This window comes from Streptomyces sp. NPDC021012, from assembly GCF_044333355.1.
Lineage (GTDB): Bacteria > Actinomycetota > Actinomycetes > Streptomycetales > Streptomycetaceae > Streptomyces.
Genome location: NZ_JBIRQU010000015.1, coordinates 19,006 through 38,315 on the forward strand (window position 1 = coordinate 19,006; position 19,310 = coordinate 38,315).

The window sequence follows — 19,310 nt, forward strand, 5'->3', positions numbered from 1 at the left end:
CATTGTGGGGCCCGGGGAGTCAGGGGCGGAGGCGGAGGCCTCTGGGGGTGGCCAGGAAGCCGGCCGATTCCAGGGGGCGGGACAGGGGGGACGTCAGGGACGTCGCGCCGTTGACGCGCTCCACCGTGACCGTGCCCAGCGTGCCCGCCTTCGCCGACTCGGCCAGGGCCGCCGCCGCCGCTCCCAGGGCCGGGTCCTCCGGGTCCGTCGGCCAGGACAGGAGCGTCTTGCCGCCGCGCTCCATGTAGAGCGTGAGCTCACCGTCGACCAGGACCACCATCGCGCCCGCCTTGCGGCCCGGCTTGTGGCCGGCGCCGGTCGGGGGCTCGGGCCAGGGGAGGGCCGCTCCGTACGCGTTCGCCGGGTCGGCCGCCGCCAGGACCAGGGCGCGGGGGCCCGCCGCGGCCTCGGCGCCGCGGTCGCGGGCGGTCGCCGCCGCGCGCAGCCGGTCCACCGCCCCGTCCATCGCGAACTGGGCCGCGCCGAGCCCCTCCACGACATAGCCCCGCCGGGCCTGCCCGCTGTCCTCGAAGGCCGCGAGGATCCGGTACGTGGCCGAGAAGCCGCCCTCCACGCCCTCGGCGGCCACCGCGCCCCGGGTGACCACGCCGTGCCGGTCCAGGAGGGTGCGGGCCAGGGCGTGGGCCCGGTGCGTCGGCTCCGGTTCGGGGGGAGGGAGGAGGGACCAGCGGCCGGAGACCGTCGGCGGGCCCGTGCGGGACGCCGGGCGGGCCGCGGCCGTCAGCGTCCCGTACCGGCCGCGCGGGACCGTGCGCCGCGCCCGGTGGGCGGTGGAGCCCGCCGTGCGGCCCGAGCCGAGGAGCGCGCGCAGCGGGGCCAGGGTGTCGTTGGTGAGCCGGCCCGACCAGGCCAGGTCCCAGAGGGCGTCGGCGAGCTGCGGATCGGTGGCGTCCGGGTGGGTGGTGGCCCGGATCTGGTCGGCGATCTGCCGGAAGAACAGGCCGTACCCGCCGGAGAGGGCCGTGAGGACGGACTCGTGCAGGGCGGTCGGCTCCAGGGGGTGCGCGGGCGGGAGGAGCAGGGGGGCCGCGTCCGCCAGGTAGAGGGAGACCCAGCCGTCCTTGCCGGGGAGCGAGCCCGCGCCCGCCCAGACGACCTCGCCGGTCGTCGTCAGCTCGTCGAGGAGGGCCGGGGAGTAGTCGCGGACCCGGGACGGCAGGATCAGTTTCTCCAGGGCCGAGGCCGGGACCGGCGCGCCCTGGAGCTGCTCGATCGCGCGCGCGAGGCCGTCGATGCCGCGCAGGCTGTTGCTCCCCAGGTGCTGCCACTGCGGCAGGAAGGTGGCGAGGGCCGCCGGCGGCACCGGCTCCAGCTCCTGGCGCAGGGCCGCCAGGGAGCGGCGCCGCAGCCGCCGCAGCACGGTCGCGTCGCACCACTCCTGGCCGATGCCCGAGGGGTGGAACTCGCCCTGGACGACCCGGCCCGAGGAGGCGAGGCGCTGGAGGGCGCCGTCGGTGACGGCCGCGCCGAGGCCGAAGCGGGTGGCGGCCTGGGAGGAGGTGAACGGGCCGTGCGTGCGCGCGTACCGCGCGAGGAGGTCGCCCAGCGGGTCCTTGACCGGCTCGGTGAAGGCCTCGGGCACGCCGACCGGCAGGGCCGTGCCCAGGGCGTCCCGGAGCCGCCCCGCGTCCTCGATCGCCGCCCAGTGGTCCCGGCCGCCGATCCGCACCCGGATCGCCCGGCGGGCCGCCTCCAGCTCGGGCGCCCAGCCGCCCTCGGCGCCGCGCCCGGCCAGCTCCGCGTCCGTCAGCGGGCCCAGGACCCGCAGCAGGTCGGCGACGCCCTCCACGTCCTTGACGCGGCGGTCCTCCGTCAGCCACTGGAGCTCCCGCTCCAGCTCCGCCAGGACCTCGGGGTCGAGCAGCTCGCGCAGCTCGGCCTGGCCGAGGAGCTCCGCGAGCAGCCGGGAGTCCAGGGAGAGCGCGGCCGCCCGCCGCTCGGCCAGCGGCGAGTCGCCCTCGTACAGGAACTGCGCCACGTAGCCGAAGAGCAGCGAGCGGGCGAAGGGGGAGGGCTCGGGGGTGGTGACCTCGACGAGGCGGACCCGGCGGGCCTCGATGTCCCCCATCAGCTCTTCGAGGCCCGGGAGGTCGAAGACGTCCTGGAGGCACTCGCGGACGGCCTCCAGGACGATCGGGAACGAGCCGAACTCGCTCGCCACCTGGAGCAGCTGGGCCGCGCGCTGCCGCTGCTGCCACAGCGGGGTGCGCTTGCCCGGGTTCCGCTTGGGCAGCAGCAGGGCGCGGGCCGCGCACTCCCGGAAGCGGGAGGCGAACAGCGCGGAGCCGCCCACCTGGTCGGTGACGATCTGCCCGATCTCGCCCTTGTCGAACAGGGCGTCGGCCGCGCCGACCGGCGCCTTGTCCGCGTCGTACGTCGTGTCCAGGTGCCGGCCCGGATCGACCGGCTCGTCGTCGAGGAGGTCCAGGCCCATGTCCAGGCCCATCAGGTCGGCGTCCGGCAGGCGCAGCACGATGCCGTCGTCCGCGTGCATCACCTGCGCGTCCATGCCGTACCGCTCGGTGAGCCGCGCGCCGAGCGCCAGCGCCCACGGGGCATGCACCTGCGCCCCGAACGGGGAGTGGATGACGACCCGCCAGTCCCCGAGCTCGTCCCGGAAGCGCTCGACCAGGATCGTCCGGTCGTCCGGCACGTGACCGCAGGCCTCGCGCTGCTCCCCGAGGTACGCGAGGACGTTCTCCGCGGCCCAGGCGTCCAGGCCCGCGGCGAGCAGCCGCAGGCGCGCGTCCTCGTCCCCCAGGGCGCCGACCTCGCGGAGGAAGGCGCCCACCGCCCGCCCCAGTTCGAGCGGGCGGCCCAGCTGGTCGCCCTTCCAGAACGGCAGCCGGCCCGGCGCCCCGGGCGCGGGGGAGACCAGCACCCGGTCCCGGGTGATGTCCTCGATCCGCCAGGAGGTGGTGCCGAGCGTGAAGACGTCGCCGACCCGCGACTCGTACACCATCTCCTCGTCGAGCTCGCCGACCCGGCCCCCGCCCTTCTTGGGGTCCGAGCCCGCGAGGAAGACGCCGAACAGACCGCGGTCGGGGATCGTGCCGCCCGAGGTGACGGCGAGCCGCTGCGCCCCCGGCCGTCCCGTGACCGTCCCGGCCACCCGGTCCCAGACCACGCGCGGGCGCAGCTCGGCGAAGGCGTCCGAGGGATAGCGGCCGGCCAGCATGTCCAGGACGCCGGTGAACGCCGACTCCGGCAGCGAGGAGAACGGGGCCGCGCGGCGCACCACCGCGAGCAGCTCGTCCACCTGCCAGGTGTCGAGCGCGACCATGGCGACCAGCTGCTGCGCGAGGACGTCCAGCGGGTTGGCGGGGATCCGCATCGACTCGATCGCGCCCGAACGCATCCGCTCGGTGACCACGGCCGCCTGCACCAGGTCGCCCCGGTACTTGGGGAAGACCACGCCCGTGGAGACCGCCCCGACCTGGTGGCCCGCGCGGCCCACCCGCTGGAGCCCCGAGGCCACCGAGGGCGGCGACTCGACCTGCACGACCAGGTCGACCGCGCCCATGTCGATGCCCAGCTCCAGGCTGGAGGTGGCCACCACGGCGGGCAGCCGGCCCGCCTTCAGGTCCTCCTCCACCTGGGCGCGCTGCTCCTTCGACACCGAACCGTGGTGGGCCCGGGCGAGCAGCGGCGGGGCGCCCTGCGCCGCCCCCGACTGGGCCATGACCTCGGCCGGCGGAGCGCCCTCCGGGAGCGGCTCGCCCGTCGCCCGCTCGTACGCGATCTCGTTGAGCCGGTTGCACAGGCGCTCGGCGAGCCGCCGGGAGTTCGCGAAGACGATCGTGGAGCGGTGGGCCTGGACCAGGTCGGCGATCCGCTCCTCGACGTGCGGCCAGATCGACGGCCTGTCCCCGCCGTCCTTGCCCTCGGAGGCCGGGGAGCCCCCCAGCTCGCCCATGTCCTCGACGGGCACGACGACGGAGAGGTCGAACTCCTTGCCCGACGGCGGCTGCACGATCTCCACCGCGCGCCCCGGGGACAGGTAGCGGGCCACCTCGTCGACCGGGCGGACCGTGGCCGACAGGCCGATCCGGCGCGCCGGGCGGGGCAGCAGCTCGTCGAGCCGCTCCAGGGAGAGCGCCAGGTGCGCGCCCCGCTTCGTGCCCGCGACCGCGTGGACCTCGTCCAGGATGACCGTCTCCACGCCCGACAGGGCCTCGCGCGCGGCGGAGGTCAGCATCAGGAACAGGGACTCGGGGGTGGTGATCAGGATGTCCGGCGGCCGGGTCGCGAGCGCCCGGCGCTCGGCCGCCGGGGTGTCCCCGGACCGGATCCCGACCCGGACGTCCGGCTCGGGCAGGCCGAGCCGCACCGACTCCTGGCGGATGCCGGTCAGCGGCGAGCGCAGGTTCCGCTCGACGTCCACGGCGAGGGCCTTCAGCGGCGACACGTACAGCACGCGGCAGCGCTTCTTCGCCTCGGCGGGCGGAGGCGAGGCCGCGAGCCGGTCCAGGGAGGCGAGGAACGCCGCGAGCGTCTTGCCCGAGCCGGTCGGCGCGACGACGAGCACGTCGGAACCCGCGCCGATGGCCCGCCAGGCGCCCTCCTGCGCAGCCGTGGGCGCGGCGAAGGCCCCGGTGAACCAGCCACGGGTCGCGGGGGAGAACGAGTCGAGCGCGGACCTGACCATGCCCCCCATCGTGCACCCGCCCACTGACAACCGCCCCGACCTGGGGGAATCCCGTTCGTCGAGGGGCGCCGGCGGGGCGCAGAATGGGGGAATGGCCAGGGGTACGGAGCAGGGCGGCGCGAGCGGGGAGCGGGCACGGTACTGGCGGTTCGCCGAGCTGCCCGGGGTCGACCTGCTGCACGCCCACTACATCCGCAAGGCCTTCGCCCGGCACACCCACGAGACCTTCGTCTTCGCCGCGATCACCGAGGGCGTCGAGGCCTTCCACCACCGCGACGAGCTCGTCCACGCCGGGCCCGGACAGCTCGCCCTGGTCAACCCGGACACCCCGCACACCGGGCACGCGGCCGTGCCCGAGGGCTGGACCTACCGGACGATCTACCCCGACGCGGAGATCGTCCGCTCGATCGCCGCAGACACCCTCGCCCTGCGCGGCGCGGTCGGCTTCACCTCGCCCGTCGTCGACGACCCGTACGCCGCCCGGCTCGTCGTCGGCGTCCACCGGGCCGCGGAGGAGGGCAACGCGCTCGCCGCGGACAGCCTGCTGCGCCTGGTCACCGCCCGGCTCCTGCGCAGCCACGGCGGACCGCTCGCCCCGCTCCCGCCCCGCTCGGCGGGCGCCCGGAACGCGGCACGCGCGCGTGACGTCCTGGAGGCGGGGATGGCCGGGCCGCCGACCCTGGAACGGCTCGCCACCGACCTCGGCACCAGCCCGTTCGCCCTGCTCCGTGCCTTCCGCGAGGCGTACGGGATGCCGCCGCACACCTGGCTCACCGACGCGCGCGTACGTCGGGCCCGGCAGCTCCTCGACGCGGGGACGCCCCCGGCGGAGGCGGCCGCCGCCGTCGGCTTCACCGACCAGTCCCACCTCAGCCGGCACTTCACCCGCAGCGTCGGGGTCCCGCCGGGCGCCTACCAACGCGCGCGGGGTACGGGACGGCGGGCTTCGTAGCCGCCGGCTCGCTGCGTTGCCGCGTTGCCGCGTTGCCGCGTCGCCGTGGTGCCGTGGTGCCGCAAGAACGTACAAGACCGGGACGGCACCGGCCCCGTAACGTCCCTGACGTGGCAGAACAGACAGCAACCCCCGTCATACGCGACGGCACCCCCGCCAAGCCCGACGCGGCCGTCGTCCGCGACGCGCTCGGCGTCGGCGTCGCCGTCGGGCTCTCCGGCTTCGCCTTCGGCGTGACCTCGGCGGGCTCCGGCCTCAGCCTCCTCCAGACCTGCGTCCTCAGCCTGCTCGTCTTCACCGGCGCCTCGCAGTTCGCCCTGGTCGGAGCGCTCGCCGCGGGCGGCAACCCCTTCACGGCCGCCGCCGGCGCCTTCTTCCTGGGCACCCGCAACGCCTTCTACGGGCTGCGGCTCTCCCAGCTCCTCGCCCTGCCGAAGGCCGTCAGGCCCCTCGCCGCGCACTGGGTCATCGACGAGACCACGGCCGTCGCGCTCGCCCAGCCGTCCCGCAGGGCCGTCCGGATCGGCTTCACCGTCACCGGCGTCACCCTGTACGTCCTGTGGAACCTGACCACGTTCCTCGGCGCCCTCGGGGCCGAGGCGATCGGCGACACCGCGGCCTGGGGGCTCGACGCCGCAGGACCCGCCGTCTTCCTGGCCCTGCTCGCCCCCATGCTGAAGTCCGCCACCGAGCGCGCCACCGCCGGGATCGCCGTCCTGCTCGGCCTCGGGCTGCTGCCCGTCCTGCCGGCCGGCGTCCCGGTCCTCGCCGCCGCCCTCGCCGCGCCCGCCGTGCTCTGGGCCCAGGGCCGGCGCACGGCCCCCACCGGAGGAGAGAAGGACCCCCGATGAACGTCTGGATCGCGATCGCCCTCACCGCCGCCGGGTGCTACCTGGTCAAGCTGGTCGGCCTGCTCGTCCCCGCCGGCGCGCTGGAACGCCCGCTCGTCCAGCGGCTCGCCGCCCTCCTCCCCGTGGCGCTGCTCGCCGCGCTCACCGCGCAGCAGACCTTCAGCGCGGGCGGCGACCTCGTCCTGGACGCCCGGGCCGCCGGGCTCGCCGCGGCCGCCGTCGCGCTCGTCCTGCGCGCACCGTTCCTGGTCGTCGTGGGCGCCGCCGTCGCCGTCACGGCGGGGGTGCGGGCCCTGGGCTGGTGACGGCGACGGCCGGAGCCGTATGCGTACGGGACCGGCGGCGGCAGGAGCCCCGTACGCGGGCGCGTCACGCGATGGCGCGGCCGTGGGCCCGCAGGGTGCGCAGTGCCTCGATGGTGACGATCGGGCGCCACTCCAGGGCCGAGCCGGGAGCCCAGGCGCGCCAGCGGATCGGCCAGCCTCCGTCCTCCTGCTGCTCGGCTTCGAGCCGGTCGAGGGAGCGGGCCATCTCCTTGTCCGTGAACCAGCGCGCGGCCAGCGAGTCCGGCACGCGCGCGTAGTCGTGCGGATAGTGGTGCTCACCGGGCGCGTACCCCTCCGGGACCGGGAAGTCCTCCGGCCGGCCGGGATCCAGGACGGCGAGCCGCTGCTCCCGGACGAGCCGGCCGAGCCGGTCGGCGGCCGCCTCCGCGCGCGGCCGGTCGGGGGCCCCGTCCAGGAAGGCGACGGCCGCCTGGACCTCGTACGGATGGGACTCCTCCAGCGACTCCACGGCCGACCAGCAGAACTCGGTGGCCCGGAACAGCCACGCGTGCCACACCTGGTTGCGGTGCAGCAGGCCGACCACCGGGCCGGTCGAGAGCAGCGCGCTCGGCGGGGAGTCGACGACCGGCACGAAGGGCGCCGACGGGTAGCCGCGCTGGGACGGGTGGATCGCCGGGAGCGCCCCGTCGTGCGTGGAGACCTCCGTGAGGTAGCGGCAGATCCGCTCCACGCGCAGCCCGCCGCAGCGGCCGATGGAGTCGAGGACGCGCAGCCCGTGCGCGGTGTGCAGCGGCTGGCTCACCGGACCGCGGAGATCCGGTTCGAGCGCGTGTCCGTAGCCGCCGTCCTCGTTGAGGTACGCCGCCAGGGCGGTCTCGACGTGGTCCGCGCCACCGCGCAGGAAGTGGTAGGCGAACCGGCGCTGTTCGAGGACACGGGCCGTCAGCCAGACGAAGCGCTCGGCACGCGCCAGGGAGGTCGACGGCGGGGAGGAGAGGAGGTTTTCGGCCATGCTCCGACCGTAGGGCGGAAAAGCGCGGTGACAAGACCTGCGGAGCGGGCTGCACTCTTGGGAGCGGGATACTGGGGTCATGCGGTTGACGATTTTCTGGGAACGGATGGCCGACCACTTCGGTGCGTCCTACGCGGAGTCCTTCGCGAGCGATCACGTGATGACGGAGCTCGGGGGCCGGACGGTGCGCGAGGCGCTGGACGCCGGCTGGGAGGCGAAGGACGTGTGGCGTGCCGTCTGCGCGGCCGTCGACGTACCGGCCGACAAGCGGTGACCGGAAGGCGAACCGCGGGGTGACTGGCGGGGATGTGCGGGGGTCCCGGGTGGAATGTCCGCGCGGTGCGCGAGACTGGCGGGGTGGCCCCGACTGACGACACCGAGAAGACCGAACCGAACGACGTGCCCGACGTGACCGGCGCGACGGCCTCCCCGGCGCCGAACCCGGCCCCGGCGCAGGTCGCCGTGGCGGGAACGGCAGCGGGAGCGAGAGCCGTGGAGAGCGTCGCGGCCGCCCCGACGGCGGACGCGACCACCCCGACGGCGGACCCGGGCGCGGGGCCGGCCGCCGCTTCCGCGCGGATGCCGCGCTGGCTGCCCCGCGCGCTCGTGCTCGCCCTCGCGCTCTACGCCTGTTTCCTCCTCGGCAATTGGGCCTTCCACCAGCTCGTCGGGCTCCTCGTCAACATCCTGCTCGCCTTCTTCCTCGCCCTCGCCATCGAACCGGCGGTCGGGCGCATGGCGGCGCGCGGGATGCGCCGCGGCCTCGCCACCTTCCTGGTCTTCTTCGCCGTCGCGGTCTTCGGCATCGGCTTCGTCGTCCTCCTCGGCTCGATGCTCGCCGGCCAGATCGTGGACATGGTCGAGAACTTCCCCAAGTACCTCGACTCGCTGATCAACTGGATCAACCAGAACTTCCACACGGAGCTCTCGCGCGTCGAGGTCCAGGACAGCGTGCTCAGCTCCGACTGGCTGCAGAAGTACGTGCAGAACAGCGCGTCCGGCGTCCTCGACGTCTCCGCCACCGTCCTCGGCGGGCTCTTCCGGCTCCTCACGATCTTCCTGTTCTCGTTCTACTTCGCGGCCGACGGGCCCCGGTTGCGGCGCGCGCTCTGCTCCGTCCTGCCGCCGGCCCGGCAGACCGAGGTCCTGCGGGCGTGGGAGATCGCCGTCGACAAGACCGGTGGCTACCTCTACTCGCGCGGCCTGATGGCCCTCGTCTCGGGCATCGCGCACTTCGTGGTCTTCGAGATCCTGGGCGTGCCGTACGCCCCGGCGCTCGCCGTCTGGGTCGGCCTGGTCTCGCAGTTCATCCCGACCATCGGCACCTATCTGGCGGGTGCCCTGCCGATGCTGATCGCCTTCACGGTCAACCCCTGGTACGCGCTGTGGGTGCTCGGCTTCGTCGTGATCTACCAGCAGTTCGAGAACTACGTGCTCCAGCCGAAGCTCACCTCGAAGACCGTGGACATCCACCCGGCGGTGGCCTTCGGCTCGGTCATCGCGGGCACGGCGCTGCTCGGGGCCGTCGGCGCGCTGATCGCCATCCCGGCCGTCGCCACCCTCCAGGCCTTCCTGGGCGCGTACGTGAAGCGGTACGACGTGACGGACGACCCGCGCGTCCACGGCCACCGGAGGTACGGGGAGGCCGTCGTGGCCCGGCTGCAGAAGGCGCTGCACTCGAAGAAGGAGTCCTGAGCCTTCGGCCGCTGAAGCAGCACGGGACGCCGAACGCCGGCACGCCCCCGGGGCCGCTCCTCCCGGGCTCCGCGCGGCTGGGGATCCGCTGGGTGTCGTACGACCGCCCGGCGTGGTGAAGGCCCCCTGACAGGACGACCGGGCGAGGATGCGGAAGCAGTCGTGGCCCTCCGGGTGGGCGAGGACCATCCACGGCACGTCGCCCTGGCCCACGTCGACGGGAGTCGCGCCGAGGGCCTGGCGGCCGCCGTGAAACGCCCGGGCGGTGGCCGCGTGGTGCGCTTGACACTGAAATCGAACATCCATTCTCATGGAAGCGCGACCCTTGGAATCACGGGCTTTTCGCCGGGTTATCCACAGGTCGGAGGGGACGCCGGGGCCCGTTGTCAGTGGCAGGGGTTAGCGTCTTTCACATGAAGCGATCGACTCAAGCAAACCGGGTGGAACCCATGGCAGGAACCGACCGCGAGAAGGCTCTCGACGCCGCGCTCGCACAGATTGAACGCCAATTCGGCAAGGGCGCCGTGATGCGCATGGGCGACCGCACCCAGGAGCCGATCGAGGTGATCTCCACCGGATCGACCGCCCTCGACGTCGCCCTCGGTGTCGGCGGCCTGCCGCGCGGCCGTGTCGTGGAGATCTACGGTCCGGAGTCCTCCGGTAAGACGACCCTGACCCTGCACGCCGTGGCCAACGCCCAGAAGGCCGGCGGCCAGGTCGCCTTCGTGGACGCCGAGCACGCCCTCGACCCCGAGTACGCCAAGAAGCTCGGCGTCGACATCGACAACCTCATCCTGTCCCAGCCGGACAACGGCGAGCAGGCCCTCGAGATCGTCGACATGCTGGTCCGCTCCGGCGCCCTCGACCTGATCGTCATCGACTCCGTCGCCGCGCTCGTCCCGCGTGCGGAGATCGAGGGCGAGATGGGCGACTCGCACGTGGGTCTCCAGGCCCGCCTGATGAGCCAGGCCCTCCGGAAGATCACCAGCGCGCTCAACCAGTCCAAGACCACCGCGATCTTCATCAACCAGCTCCGCGAGAAGATCGGCGTCATGTTCGGCTCGCCGGAGACCACGACCGGTGGCCGCGCCCTCAAGTTCTACGCCTCGGTCCGCCTCGACATCCGCCGCATCGAGACCCTCAAGGACGGCACGGAGGCGGTCGGCAACCGCACCCGCGTCAAGGTCGTCAAGAACAAGGTCGCGCCCCCCTTCAAGCAGGCCGAGTTCGACATCCTCTACGGCCAGGGCATCAGCCGCGAGGGCGGCCTGATCGACATGGGCGTGGAGCACGGCTTCGTGCGCAAGGCGGGTGCCTGGTACACGTACGAGGGCGACCAGCTCGGCCAGGGCAAGGAGAACGCCCGCAACTTCCTGAAGGACAACCCCGACCTCGCCAACGAGATCGAGAAGAAGATCAAGGAGAAGCTGGGCGTCGGCGTCCGGCCCGAGGCGCTGTCGGCCGAGCCGGGTGCGGACGCGGCGGGTGCCGCCGACGCGGCCGGCGCGGACGACGCCAAGAGCGTCCCGGCTGCCGCGAGCAAGACCGCGAAGGCGACCAAGGCCACCGCGGTCAAGAGCTGAAGCAGTGACCGGGCGCACCGAATGGCCGGGTGACAGCCCCGACTCGTCGAGGGCCGAGAAGGAGCTGTCACCCCAGGATCCGGCTGAGCGGGCGCGGGCGATCTGCCTGCGCCTGCTCACCGGAAGCCCCCGCACGCGCAAACAGCTCGCCGACGCGCTGCGCAAGCGGGAGATCCCCGACGAGGTGGCGGAGGAGGTCCTCTCCCGGTTCGAGGACGTCGGACTCATCGACGACGCCGCCTTCGCGGGGGCCTGGGTGGAGTCCCGCCACCACGGGCGGGGCCTCGCCCGCCGGGCCCTCGCCCGGGAGCTGCGCACCAAGGGCGTCGAGCCGACTCTCATCCAGGAGGCGGTGGAGCAGCTCGACTCCGAGCGGGAGGAGGCCACGGCGCGCGAGCTCGTGGACCGCAAGCTGCGCGCCACCCGCGGCCTCGACCGCGACCGGCGCCTGAGACGGCTCGCGGGGATGCTCGCCCGCAAGGGGTATCCGGAGGGCATGGCCCTCCGTGTCGTCCGCCAGGCGCTTGAGGCCGAGGGCGAGGACACGGAGGGACTGGACGAGCCCTTCTGAGGCGAGCCCGTCAGGGATGGGCCCTTCTGAGATGGGCCTGTCGGTGAGGGGCTCTTCTGAGGCGAGCCCCTCAGCGGTGGGCTCTTCTGAGGCGAGCCCCTCAGCGGTGGGCCCTGCTGAGACAGGCCTGTCAGCGGTGGGTCCTTCTGGGACGGGGGTACAGAAGGGTTCGTCCGGTGCGGGTGGGGTTCGGTCAGGGGCGGGTGGCCGGGAGGAGGACCGGGAGGCCGGCGGCCTTCCAGGCCTGGAAGCCGCCGATGAGGTCCGTCGCCCGGTGCAGGCCCAGGCGGCGCAGGGACTCGGCCGCGAGGGAGGAGGCGTAGCCCTCGTTGCAGAGGACCACCACCCGCAGGTCGTGGCTGTCGGCCTCCGCCGCGCGGTGGCTGCCCAGGGGGTCGAGCCGCCACTCCAGCTCGTTGCGCTCCACGATCAGCGCGCCCGGGATCAGGCCGTCCCGTTCGCGCAGGGCGGCGTAGCGCGTGTCCACCAGGAGCGCGTCACCCGCCTCGTACGCCTCGTAGGCGGCTCGGGGTTCGATCCGGTCGAGGCCCGACCGGACCCGCTCCAGAAGCTCGTCGATGCCCACTCGGTCCTCGCTCACTGCCACTCCTCCGGACGCTCGACCTGCTCGAGACGGAGCACCGGGCCCGTCCGGCTGAAGCGCCGGATCAGCGGGAGCGGCGGGTAGTAGGCGTGCACCGACACCGCGTGGGTGTCCGTGGACTCGTTGAGCACCTCGTGCACGTGGTGGCGGCCGAACGCCCGGCCGGTGCCCTCGGGAAGGCGCCGGGAGCGGTCGAGGCCGTCGGCCAGCTCCAGGGTCTTCCAGCCGCTCGCCGGCAGCCGGACGGCGAGGGAGTTCTCGGTCAGGGTGCCGCGCGCGGTAGCGAAGGCCCCCAGCGACTCGGCGTGGTCGTGCCAGCCGGTGCCGGTGCCGGGCGGCCAGCCGATGAGCCAGGCCTCGCTGCCGCCGGGGCCGTCGAGCCGTACCCAGGTACGGCCCTCGGGGTCGAGGGGCAGGGAGTCGACGAGTTCCTTGTCGGCCGCCGTACGCCGGACGAAGTCGAGGAGTTCCGCCGAGGTGGGGGAGGGCGAGGAGGAGAGGGCAGGGGGAAGGGGGGTGACGTGCAGGGGCACGGGTGACCGTCCTGGGGTTCGCGGAAGAGCGCGCGACGGCACACGGCACACGGAGGTACGACGGACGTACGTCGGTGGCGGGGCGCGCGCGGGGAAAGAAGCGAGATCAGCAGGACGGGCGACACACGCAGCCCGCGTAGCGGACGAGGTCCATATGGACCCTCCGCCACAGGCGCACATCGGTGTCGGTCACGTTCCGGAGTACACCATGTGCGCCTGCGGGAATCAATGCGTGTCCGCCGTGCGGTCGCCCGACACGGACACGGCGGACACTTCGGGGGCCTTCTCCGAAGGGGTCTTCGCTGAAGGGGCCTTCTCCGAGGTGGCCTTCACCGGAGAGGTCCTCCCCGCCGGAGGGGTCTTCCCCGGAGGAGCCTTCTCCGCGGTGGTCTCCTCGGTCGCGGTCTCCTCGGTGGCCGGGCCGCCGCGGGCCGCGTCCGCCGCCGCGTACAGCTCCTCCGGGCGGACCCCGGAGAAGGAGGCGACGAGGTGCCCGTCGGGCCGTACGAGCAGGACGGCGTGGGCCGGAGCCCCCGGGTAGGCCTCGGTCACCAGGACCTCGGCCTTCATCGGGAGCGCCTGGACGGCCTCTTCGAGCCGGGGCATCACGCCCGCGGTCCGCCAGTGGCGCCGGTCCCACACCCCGGTGCCGGGTGCGACGAGGAGGACCAGGAGCCGGCCCTGCCCGAGCCGGTCCCGGAGCCGTACGGTCGTGCCGTCGGGAGCGGTCACGCGGACGTCCTCGACCGGGGCGCCCGTCGGGGTGCCGACGGGCGTCTGCCCCTCGGTGCAGGGGGCCGCGAGGGGGGAGTGGGGGTACGCCGGGGGCGCGCCGAGCGGGCCGCGCCCCACGTGGCCGTCGGCCAGCAGGGCGTCGTGGCCGCGCGAGGCCCCCGGGAGGTACGTCCGCAGGCCCCCGCCGCCGCGCAGCACGGGCAGCGACTGGTCCGCCGCGCGCAGCCGGGTCGCGACGGCCGTCCGCCGCTCGCTCTGGTAGCTGTCGAGGAGCCGCTCCGAGCCGCCGTGGTGCCAGGCCTGGGCGAGTTTCCACGCGAGGTTGTCCACGTCCCGCAGCCCCTCGTCGAGGCCCTGGGTGCCGACCGCGCCGAGCAGGTGCGCCGCGTCCCCGGCGAGGAAGACCCGGTCCACCCGCCAGCGGCGGGCGAGCCGGTGGTGCAGGGTGTGGACGCCGGTGTCGATCAGCTCGTACGGGGGCGTCATGCCGTCGCACCAGCCGGCCAGGGTCTCGCGGATCCGGGCGACCAGCGCGTCCGGGGTGACCAGGTCGCCGCGGGGCGGCAGCAGCCAGTCGATCCGCCACACCCCGTCGGGCAGCGGACGCGCGGCGATCTCCTCGGGGGCACCGCGCCACGGCGGCTGGCGGTGCAGCAGGGCCTCGCCGGGCCAGGGGAGTTCGGTGCGCAGCGCGGCGACGGCGTGCCGCTCCACCGCCGTGCGGCCCGGGAAGCGGATCCCGAGGAGCTTGCGCACGGTCGAGCGGGCCCCGTCGCAGCCGACGAGATGGCTGCCGCGCCACCAGGTGCCCTCCGGGCCGCGGGTGTGGGCGACGATCCCGTCCCGGTCCTGCTCGATGGTGTCGAGCCGGGAGTCGGTGACGAGCCGGATCAGCTTCTGCCGGGAGATGGCGTCGCGCAGGCCGCGGGCCAGGGCGTGCTGGGGGATGTGCAGCGGGGCGGCCGGGGAGGCGGGCGCGTCGGGGTCCTCGGACCACTCCTCCGTGCCGCCGAGCCCCAGGTCGAGCGTGATCCGGCGGACCTCCTGGCGGCGGCGCATCCCGCGCCAGCCGATCCAGCGGACGCCCTCGTCACGGAGGGTCGTGCAGCCGAGCCGCTCGACCATGGCGGCCATGTCGGCGCGCAGGACGACGCTCCGCGCCGGGCGGGGTTCCTCCTTGCCGGTGCCCTCGTCGAGGACGACGCTGGGCACGCCCTGCGCGGCGAGCGCGAGGGAGAGCGCGAGGCCGACCGGCCCCGCGCCCACGATGATCACCGGGTCCACGGCGCGGCTCCTGTAGGCCGGACGGTCATGGGGGCAGCACAGCTGAGTGTGGCACGAGCCCGGTGGTTGATCACAGACCGTATGCAACCCACTGAGGGTGCTTGCGTCAAGCGACGGGGTGGGCGCGGTGCGGCCGACCTGAAGTCGGTGCCGCTCCCGCCCGCCCCTGTGGACCCACGGACCCCTGCGGGGTCAGGCGCCGCTGACGGCCTCCGCCTTCGCCTCGGGGGCTCCGGCCTGGGCCGGGAGGGTCACCGAGGGGGACTTCCTGCCCCGTCGCAGGCGCTGCTCCAGGCGGCTCGCGAAGGTGGTGAGGAGGAAGTTGACGGCGATGTAGATCAGCGCGATGACCGTGAGGGTGGCGATCGTGTTGGCGCCGTAGTTGGCCGTGATCTGCCGGTTCTGGCTGAGCAGGTCCTCGAAGCCGAGCAGGGCGCCGCCGAGCGCGGTGTCCTTGACGATGACGACGAGCTGGCTGACCAGGGCGGGCAGCATGACGGTCACGGCCTGCGGCAGCAGGACGTACAGCATGGTCTGGCCCTTGCGCATGCCGAGCGCGACGGCCGCGTCGCCCTGGCCCCGGGGCAGCGAGAGCACGCCGGCCCGGACGACCTCGGCGATGACGGAGGCGTTGTAGAGCACCAGGCCGGTGACGACCGCGTACATCGGGCGGAAGTCGGAGCTGACCGTCGTGAACTCGCGGTAGAGGGCGCTCGCGAACATCATCAGGAGCAGCACCGGGATGGCGCGGAAGAACTCCACGAGCGTGCCCACGGACACCCGCACCCAGCGGTGGTCGGAGAGCCGGCCGATGCCGAGGGCCGCGCCGAGCGGCAGCGCGATCACGATGGCGAGCGCGGCGGCCTGCAGGGTCTCGGTGAGGCCGGGCAGCAGATACGTCGTCCAGACCTCGGAGTCGGTGACGAACGGGCTCCACTTGTCGGCGTCCAGCTGGTGCTTCTCGTCCAGGGCGGCCAGGACCCACCAGGCCACCAGGGCGAGGACCGCCACGAAGACGATCGTGTAGACGACGTTGCGCCGCTTCGCGCGCGGGCCGGGGGTGTCGTACAGGACGGAGCTCATCGCTTCACCGCCAGTCGCTTGGCCGCCCAGCCGAGGATCAGGCCGGTGGGGAGGGTGAGGACGATGAAGCCGAAGGCGAAGAGCGCGAAGACGACGAAGAGCGCGTCGGTCTCGTTCTCCATCATCGTCTTCATGAGGAGCGACGCCTCGGCGGCGCCGATCGCGGCCGCCACGGTGGTGTTCTTCGTGAGGGCGATCAGGACGTTGGCGAGCGGGGTCACCGCGGCGCGGAAGGCCTGCGGGAGGACCACGAGGCGGAGGACCTGGGTGAAGCTCAGGCCCAGGGCGCGGGCGGCCTCGGCCTGGCCCGGCGGCACGGTGTTGATGCCCGAGCGCAGGGCCTCGCAGACGAAGGTGCCGGTGTAGGCGACGAGACCGAGGACGGCGAGGCGGAAGCCGATGTTCTCGGAGCGGTCCGCGCCGAGCGAGACGCCCAGGGTCTGGTTGAGGCCGAGGAGGCAGGCGACGAGGACCACCGTCAGCGGAGTGTTCCGGACGGTGTTCACGTACACGGTGGCGAAGCCCCGCATCAGCGGGACCGGGCTGACCCGCATGGCGACCAGGGCCGTGCCCCAGACCAGCGAGCCGATCGCCGAGTAGAGGGCGAGCTGCGCCGTCACCCAGAAGGCGCCGAGCAGGTCGTACTGCCCGGAATCAAGAAAGTCGAACACGATGCCCCGCGCTCTCCCCTGGTGGTCGGTCGGTGTGATGGCCGGTGCCGGGGTGACGGCCGCCCGTGTGCGCGGGCGGCCGTCACGGCCCGAGTGCGTCAGGTCAGTTCTGGACCTTCGGGGCGGGCTCGTACTTGTAGCCCGAGGGGCCGAAGTGCTCCTTGACGAGCTTCTCCCAGGTGCCGTCGGAGACCATCTTCTCCAGCGCCTTGTTGATCTTGCCGCGCAGCTCGTCGTCGCCCTTCTTGAGGCCGATGCCGTAGTTCTCGTCGCTCATCTTCAGGCCGACGAGCTTGAACTTGCCCTGGTGCTCCTTCTGCGAGGCGTAGCCCGCGAGGATGGAGGCGTCCGTGGTCAGGGCGTCGACGGCCTTGTTCTCCAGGCCGGTGAGGCACTCGGAGTAGCCGCCGAGCTGCTGGAGGTCGGCCTTCGGGGCGAGCTTCTCCTTGACGTTCTGCGCGGAGGTCGAGCCGGTGACCGAGCAGAGCTTCTTGGAGTTGAGGTCCTCGACCTTGGTGATCGAGTTGTCGTCGGCGCGGACGAGGAGGTCCTGGTGGGTCAGGAAGTACGGACCCGCGAAGTCGACCTCCTTCTTGCGCTTGTCGTTGATCGAGTAGCTGGCGACGACGAACTTGACGTCACCGTTCTTGATCAGGTTCTCGCGCTCGGCGCTCGGCGCCTGCTTCCAGTTGATCTTGTCCTCGGAGTAACCGAGCTCCTTGGCGACGTACTTGGCGACGTCGACGTCGAAGCCGGCGTACGTGCCGTCCGGGGTCTTCAGGCCCAGGCCCGGCTGGTCGAACTTGATGCCGATGTTGATCTTGTCGCCGTTGCTGCCGGAGTCGGAGCCGCTGCCGCAGGCGGTGGCGGTCAGGGCGAGGACGACGGCGGCCGCCGCGGCGGCGGAGACGCTGCGAAGCTTCATGGAGGAAAGTCCCTTGAGTAGGCGTGAGTTGGGAAGACTAGGTCGTCGACCAGCTCAGTGGTGAAGGATTTTGGAAAGGAAGTCCTTGGCCCGGTCGCTGCGCGGGTTGCTGAAGAACTCCTCGGGCGACGCCTGCTCGACGATCTTTCCGTCGGCCATGAAGACGACGCGGTGGGCGGCGGAGCGCGCGAAGCCCATCTCGTGGGTGACGACCACCATCGTCATGCCGTCCCGGGCCAGCTGCTGCATGACCTCCAGGACCTCGTTGATCATCTCCGGGTCGAGCGCCGAGGTCGGCTCGTCGAAGAGCATGACCTTCGGGTCCATCGCGAGGGCGCGGGCGATCGCCACGCGCTGCTGCTGGCCGCCGGAGAGCTGGGCGGGGTACTTGTCGGCCTGGGTGCCGACCCCGACCCGGTCGAGCAGGGCCCGGGCCTTGGCCTCGGCGGCCTTCTTCTCCGTCCTGCGGACCTTGATCTGACCCAGCATCACGTTCTCGAGCACCGTCTTGTGCGCGAAGAGGTTGAACGACTGGAAGACCATGCCGACGTCGGACCGCAGCCGGGCGAGCTCCCGGCCCTCCTGGGGCAGCGGCCTGCCGTCGATGGTGATGGTGCCGGAGTCGACGCTCTCCAGCCGGTTGATCGTGCGGCACAGCGTCGACTTGCCGGACCCGGACGGTCCGATGACGACCACGACCTCGCCGCGGGTGATCGTCAGGTCGATGTCCTGGAGGACATGCAGTGCGCCGAAGTGCTTGTTCACGTCGGACAGTACGACCAGGTCGTCCGCCGCACGCGGGGTGTCCTCGGGCCCCCTGGGCACGGACTTGGACACTGACTCTCCGCTCATCGGCCTCTTGCTCCGTCCTCCTCGGTTGGGGAGGACACTAGAGACCCGATGTGACGAGCGTCATCACATCTGAGCGGAAATTGAGGATAACGATAAGGCCGCAATCGGACACAGCGCGTGAACGCGACGCCTCGGCCGTACCGGGTCCATAACGGAAACGCTCCCGTCACAGGGGGACACTTGACTGTGACACCCGTCTTCGGTGTTCATGCCCTGGTACCACCTGGTACACAGAGAGCCGCCATCGGCGGACGTTCATCACGGAGGAGGTACGCATGCGACTGCTGCTCGTCGAGGACGACGACCACGTCGCCGCCGCTCTCTCCGCGATCCTCGCGAAGCACGGCTTCACGGTCACGCACGCCCGCAGCGGCGAGGAGGCCCTCCAGGCCGTCCTGCCCACCGCCCAGGGCGAGCGCCCCTCGTACGGGGTGATCCTGCTCGACCTCGGCCTTCCCGACCAGGACGGCTACCAGGTCTGCGGCCGCATCCGGAAGCTCACCACCACCCCGGTGATCATGGTGACCGCGCGCGGAGACGTGCGCTCCCGGATCCACGGGCTCAACCTCGGCGCCGACGACTACGTCGTCAAGCCCTACGACCCCGGCGAGCTCCTCGCCCGCATCCACGCCGTCAGCCGGCGGCGCGCCGGAGCCGAGGAGACCGCGGGGACCGAGGGCGCCACCGACGGGACCGTGCTGCGGCTCGGCTCCGTCACCGTCGAGCTGTCCACCCGCCGGGTCAACGTCGACGGCGAGAGCGTGCCGCTCACCCGCAAGGAGTTCGACCTGCTCGCCCTCCTCGCCCAGCGGCCCGGCGTCGTCTTCCGCCGCGAACAGATCATCAGCGAGGTCTGGCGCACCAGTTGGGAGGGGACCGGCCGCACCCTGGAGGTGCACGTCGCCTCCCTGCGCTCCAAGCTGCGGATGCCCGCCCTGATCGAGACCGTGCGGGGCGTCGGCTACCGCCTCGTCGCCCCCGCCGCGTAACCCCTCCGGACGGT

18 protein-coding genes are annotated in these 19,310 nt (G+C 73.1%); 8 read left to right on the top strand and 10 right to left on the bottom strand.

Annotated features, from left to right (window positions below; translation table 11 throughout):
* Positions 1–19: 19 nt before the first annotated feature.
* Positions 20–4,669 (bottom strand): DEAD/DEAH box helicase, encoded by a 4,650-nt coding sequence (locus ACH4TP_RS33890; RefSeq protein WP_398440101.1) that lies wholly within the window; start codon positions 4,667–4,669, stop codon positions 20–22.
* Between the two features lie 91 nt (positions 4,670–4,760).
* On the opposite strand from ACH4TP_RS33890, the gene ACH4TP_RS33895 reads away from it, so the two are divergent.
* The 3 genes from ACH4TP_RS33895 (at position 4,761) to ACH4TP_RS33905 (ending at position 6,777) form a co-directional block, all read left to right on the top strand.
* The gene (locus tag ACH4TP_RS33895; protein WP_398190944.1) at positions 4,761–5,621 is read left to right on the top strand and encodes an AraC family transcriptional regulator; all 861 of its coding nucleotides are present in this window, start codon (positions 4,761–4,763) and stop codon (positions 5,619–5,621) included.
* Between the two features lie 110 nt (positions 5,622–5,731).
* Positions 5,732–6,472, top strand: a complete 741-nt coding sequence (locus ACH4TP_RS33900) for an AzlC family ABC transporter permease (protein ID WP_389236558.1) — start codon at positions 5,732–5,734, stop codon at positions 6,470–6,472.
* A complete protein-coding gene (locus ACH4TP_RS33905) occupies positions 6,469–6,777 on the top strand; it encodes an AzlD domain-containing protein (RefSeq protein ID WP_030692368.1) in 309 nt (102 codons plus the stop codon). Before ACH4TP_RS33900 ends, ACH4TP_RS33905 begins: the two co-directional genes overlap by 4 nt.
* 64 nt (positions 6,778–6,841) lie before the next feature.
* Here the strand turns inward: ACH4TP_RS33905 and ACH4TP_RS33910 are convergent, their stop codons facing one another.
* Positions 6,842–7,771, bottom strand: a complete 930-nt coding sequence (locus ACH4TP_RS33910; protein WP_389236560.1) for a hypothetical protein — start codon at positions 7,769–7,771, stop codon at positions 6,842–6,844.
* Positions 7,772–7,850: 79 nt separating this feature from the next.
* Here ACH4TP_RS33910 and ACH4TP_RS33915 point away from each other — a divergent pair, with 79 nt between their 5' ends.
* From ACH4TP_RS33915 to recX, 4 genes are all read left to right on the top strand, one after another.
* On the top strand, positions 7,851–8,045 hold the full coding sequence (locus tag ACH4TP_RS33915) for a DUF3046 domain-containing protein (RefSeq protein ID WP_389236562.1): 195 nt from the start codon (positions 7,851–7,853) through the stop codon (positions 8,043–8,045).
* A 305-nt stretch (positions 8,046–8,350) separates the two neighbouring features.
* Complete coding sequence (locus ACH4TP_RS33920) at positions 8,351–9,466, top strand: AI-2E family transporter (RefSeq protein ID WP_389236747.1); 1,116 nt, start codon at positions 8,351–8,353, stop codon at positions 9,464–9,466.
* A 449-nt stretch (positions 9,467–9,915) separates the two neighbouring features.
* Positions 9,916–11,049: a recombinase RecA gene (gene recA / locus ACH4TP_RS33925; RefSeq protein ID WP_389236564.1), complete on the top strand. Its 1,134-nt coding sequence runs from the start codon at positions 9,916–9,918 to the stop codon at positions 11,047–11,049.
* Positions 11,050–11,053: 4 nt separating this feature from the next.
* Entirely contained in the window at positions 11,054–11,620 is a 567-nt protein-coding gene (gene recX, locus ACH4TP_RS33930) for a recombination regulator RecX (RefSeq protein WP_389236566.1), read from the top strand.
* A gap of 193 nt (positions 11,621–11,813) precedes the next feature.
* Here the strand turns inward: recX and ACH4TP_RS33935 are convergent, their stop codons facing one another.
* The 8 genes from ACH4TP_RS33935 to ACH4TP_RS33970 all read right to left on the bottom strand — a co-directional run bounded on the left by ACH4TP_RS33935 (position 11,814) and on the right by ACH4TP_RS33970 (position 18,307).
* The gene (locus tag ACH4TP_RS33935; protein ID WP_389236568.1) at positions 11,814–12,221 is read right to left on the bottom strand and encodes a rhodanese-like domain-containing protein; all 408 of its coding nucleotides are present in this window, start codon (positions 12,219–12,221) and stop codon (positions 11,814–11,816) included.
* On the bottom strand, positions 12,218–12,757 hold the full coding sequence (locus ACH4TP_RS33940; protein WP_389236570.1) for a cysteine dioxygenase: 540 nt from the start codon (positions 12,755–12,757) through the stop codon (positions 12,218–12,220). The genes ACH4TP_RS33935 and ACH4TP_RS33940 overlap by 4 nt, the downstream gene beginning before the upstream one ends.
* Before the next feature lie 106 nt (positions 12,758–12,863).
* The gene (locus tag ACH4TP_RS33945) at positions 12,864–12,950 is read right to left on the bottom strand and encodes a putative leader peptide (protein WP_311605579.1); all 87 of its coding nucleotides are present in this window, start codon (positions 12,948–12,950) and stop codon (positions 12,864–12,866) included.
* 32 nt (positions 12,951–12,982) lie between these two features.
* Positions 12,983–14,776 carry an FAD-dependent monooxygenase gene (locus tag ACH4TP_RS33950; RefSeq protein WP_398440102.1) on the bottom strand — a complete coding sequence of 598 codons (1,794 nt, stop codon included), beginning with the start codon at positions 14,774–14,776 and terminating at the stop codon, positions 12,983–12,985.
* A gap of 192 nt (positions 14,777–14,968) precedes the next feature.
* Positions 14,969–15,859: an amino acid ABC transporter permease gene (locus ACH4TP_RS33955; protein WP_389236574.1), complete on the bottom strand. Its 891-nt coding sequence runs from the start codon at positions 15,857–15,859 to the stop codon at positions 14,969–14,971.
* The gene (locus ACH4TP_RS33960) at positions 15,856–16,530 is read right to left on the bottom strand and encodes an amino acid ABC transporter permease (RefSeq protein ID WP_389236576.1); all 675 of its coding nucleotides are present in this window, start codon (positions 16,528–16,530) and stop codon (positions 15,856–15,858) included. The genes ACH4TP_RS33955 and ACH4TP_RS33960 overlap by 4 nt, the downstream gene beginning before the upstream one ends.
* A gap of 103 nt (positions 16,531–16,633) precedes the next feature.
* Positions 16,634–17,455, bottom strand: coding sequence for a glutamate ABC transporter substrate-binding protein (locus ACH4TP_RS33965; protein ID WP_389236578.1), 822 nt, complete (start codon positions 17,453–17,455; stop codon positions 16,634–16,636).
* 54 nt (positions 17,456–17,509) lie between these two features.
* Entirely contained in the window at positions 17,510–18,307 is a 798-nt protein-coding gene (locus ACH4TP_RS33970; protein ID WP_389236580.1) for an amino acid ABC transporter ATP-binding protein, read from the bottom strand.
* A gap of 275 nt (positions 18,308–18,582) precedes the next feature.
* Here ACH4TP_RS33970 and ACH4TP_RS33975 point away from each other — a divergent pair, with 275 nt between their 5' ends.
* Positions 18,583–19,296 (top strand): response regulator transcription factor, encoded by a 714-nt coding sequence (locus ACH4TP_RS33975; RefSeq protein ID WP_398190930.1) that lies wholly within the window; start codon positions 18,583–18,585, stop codon positions 19,294–19,296.
* Positions 19,297–19,310: the final 14 nt, after the last annotated feature.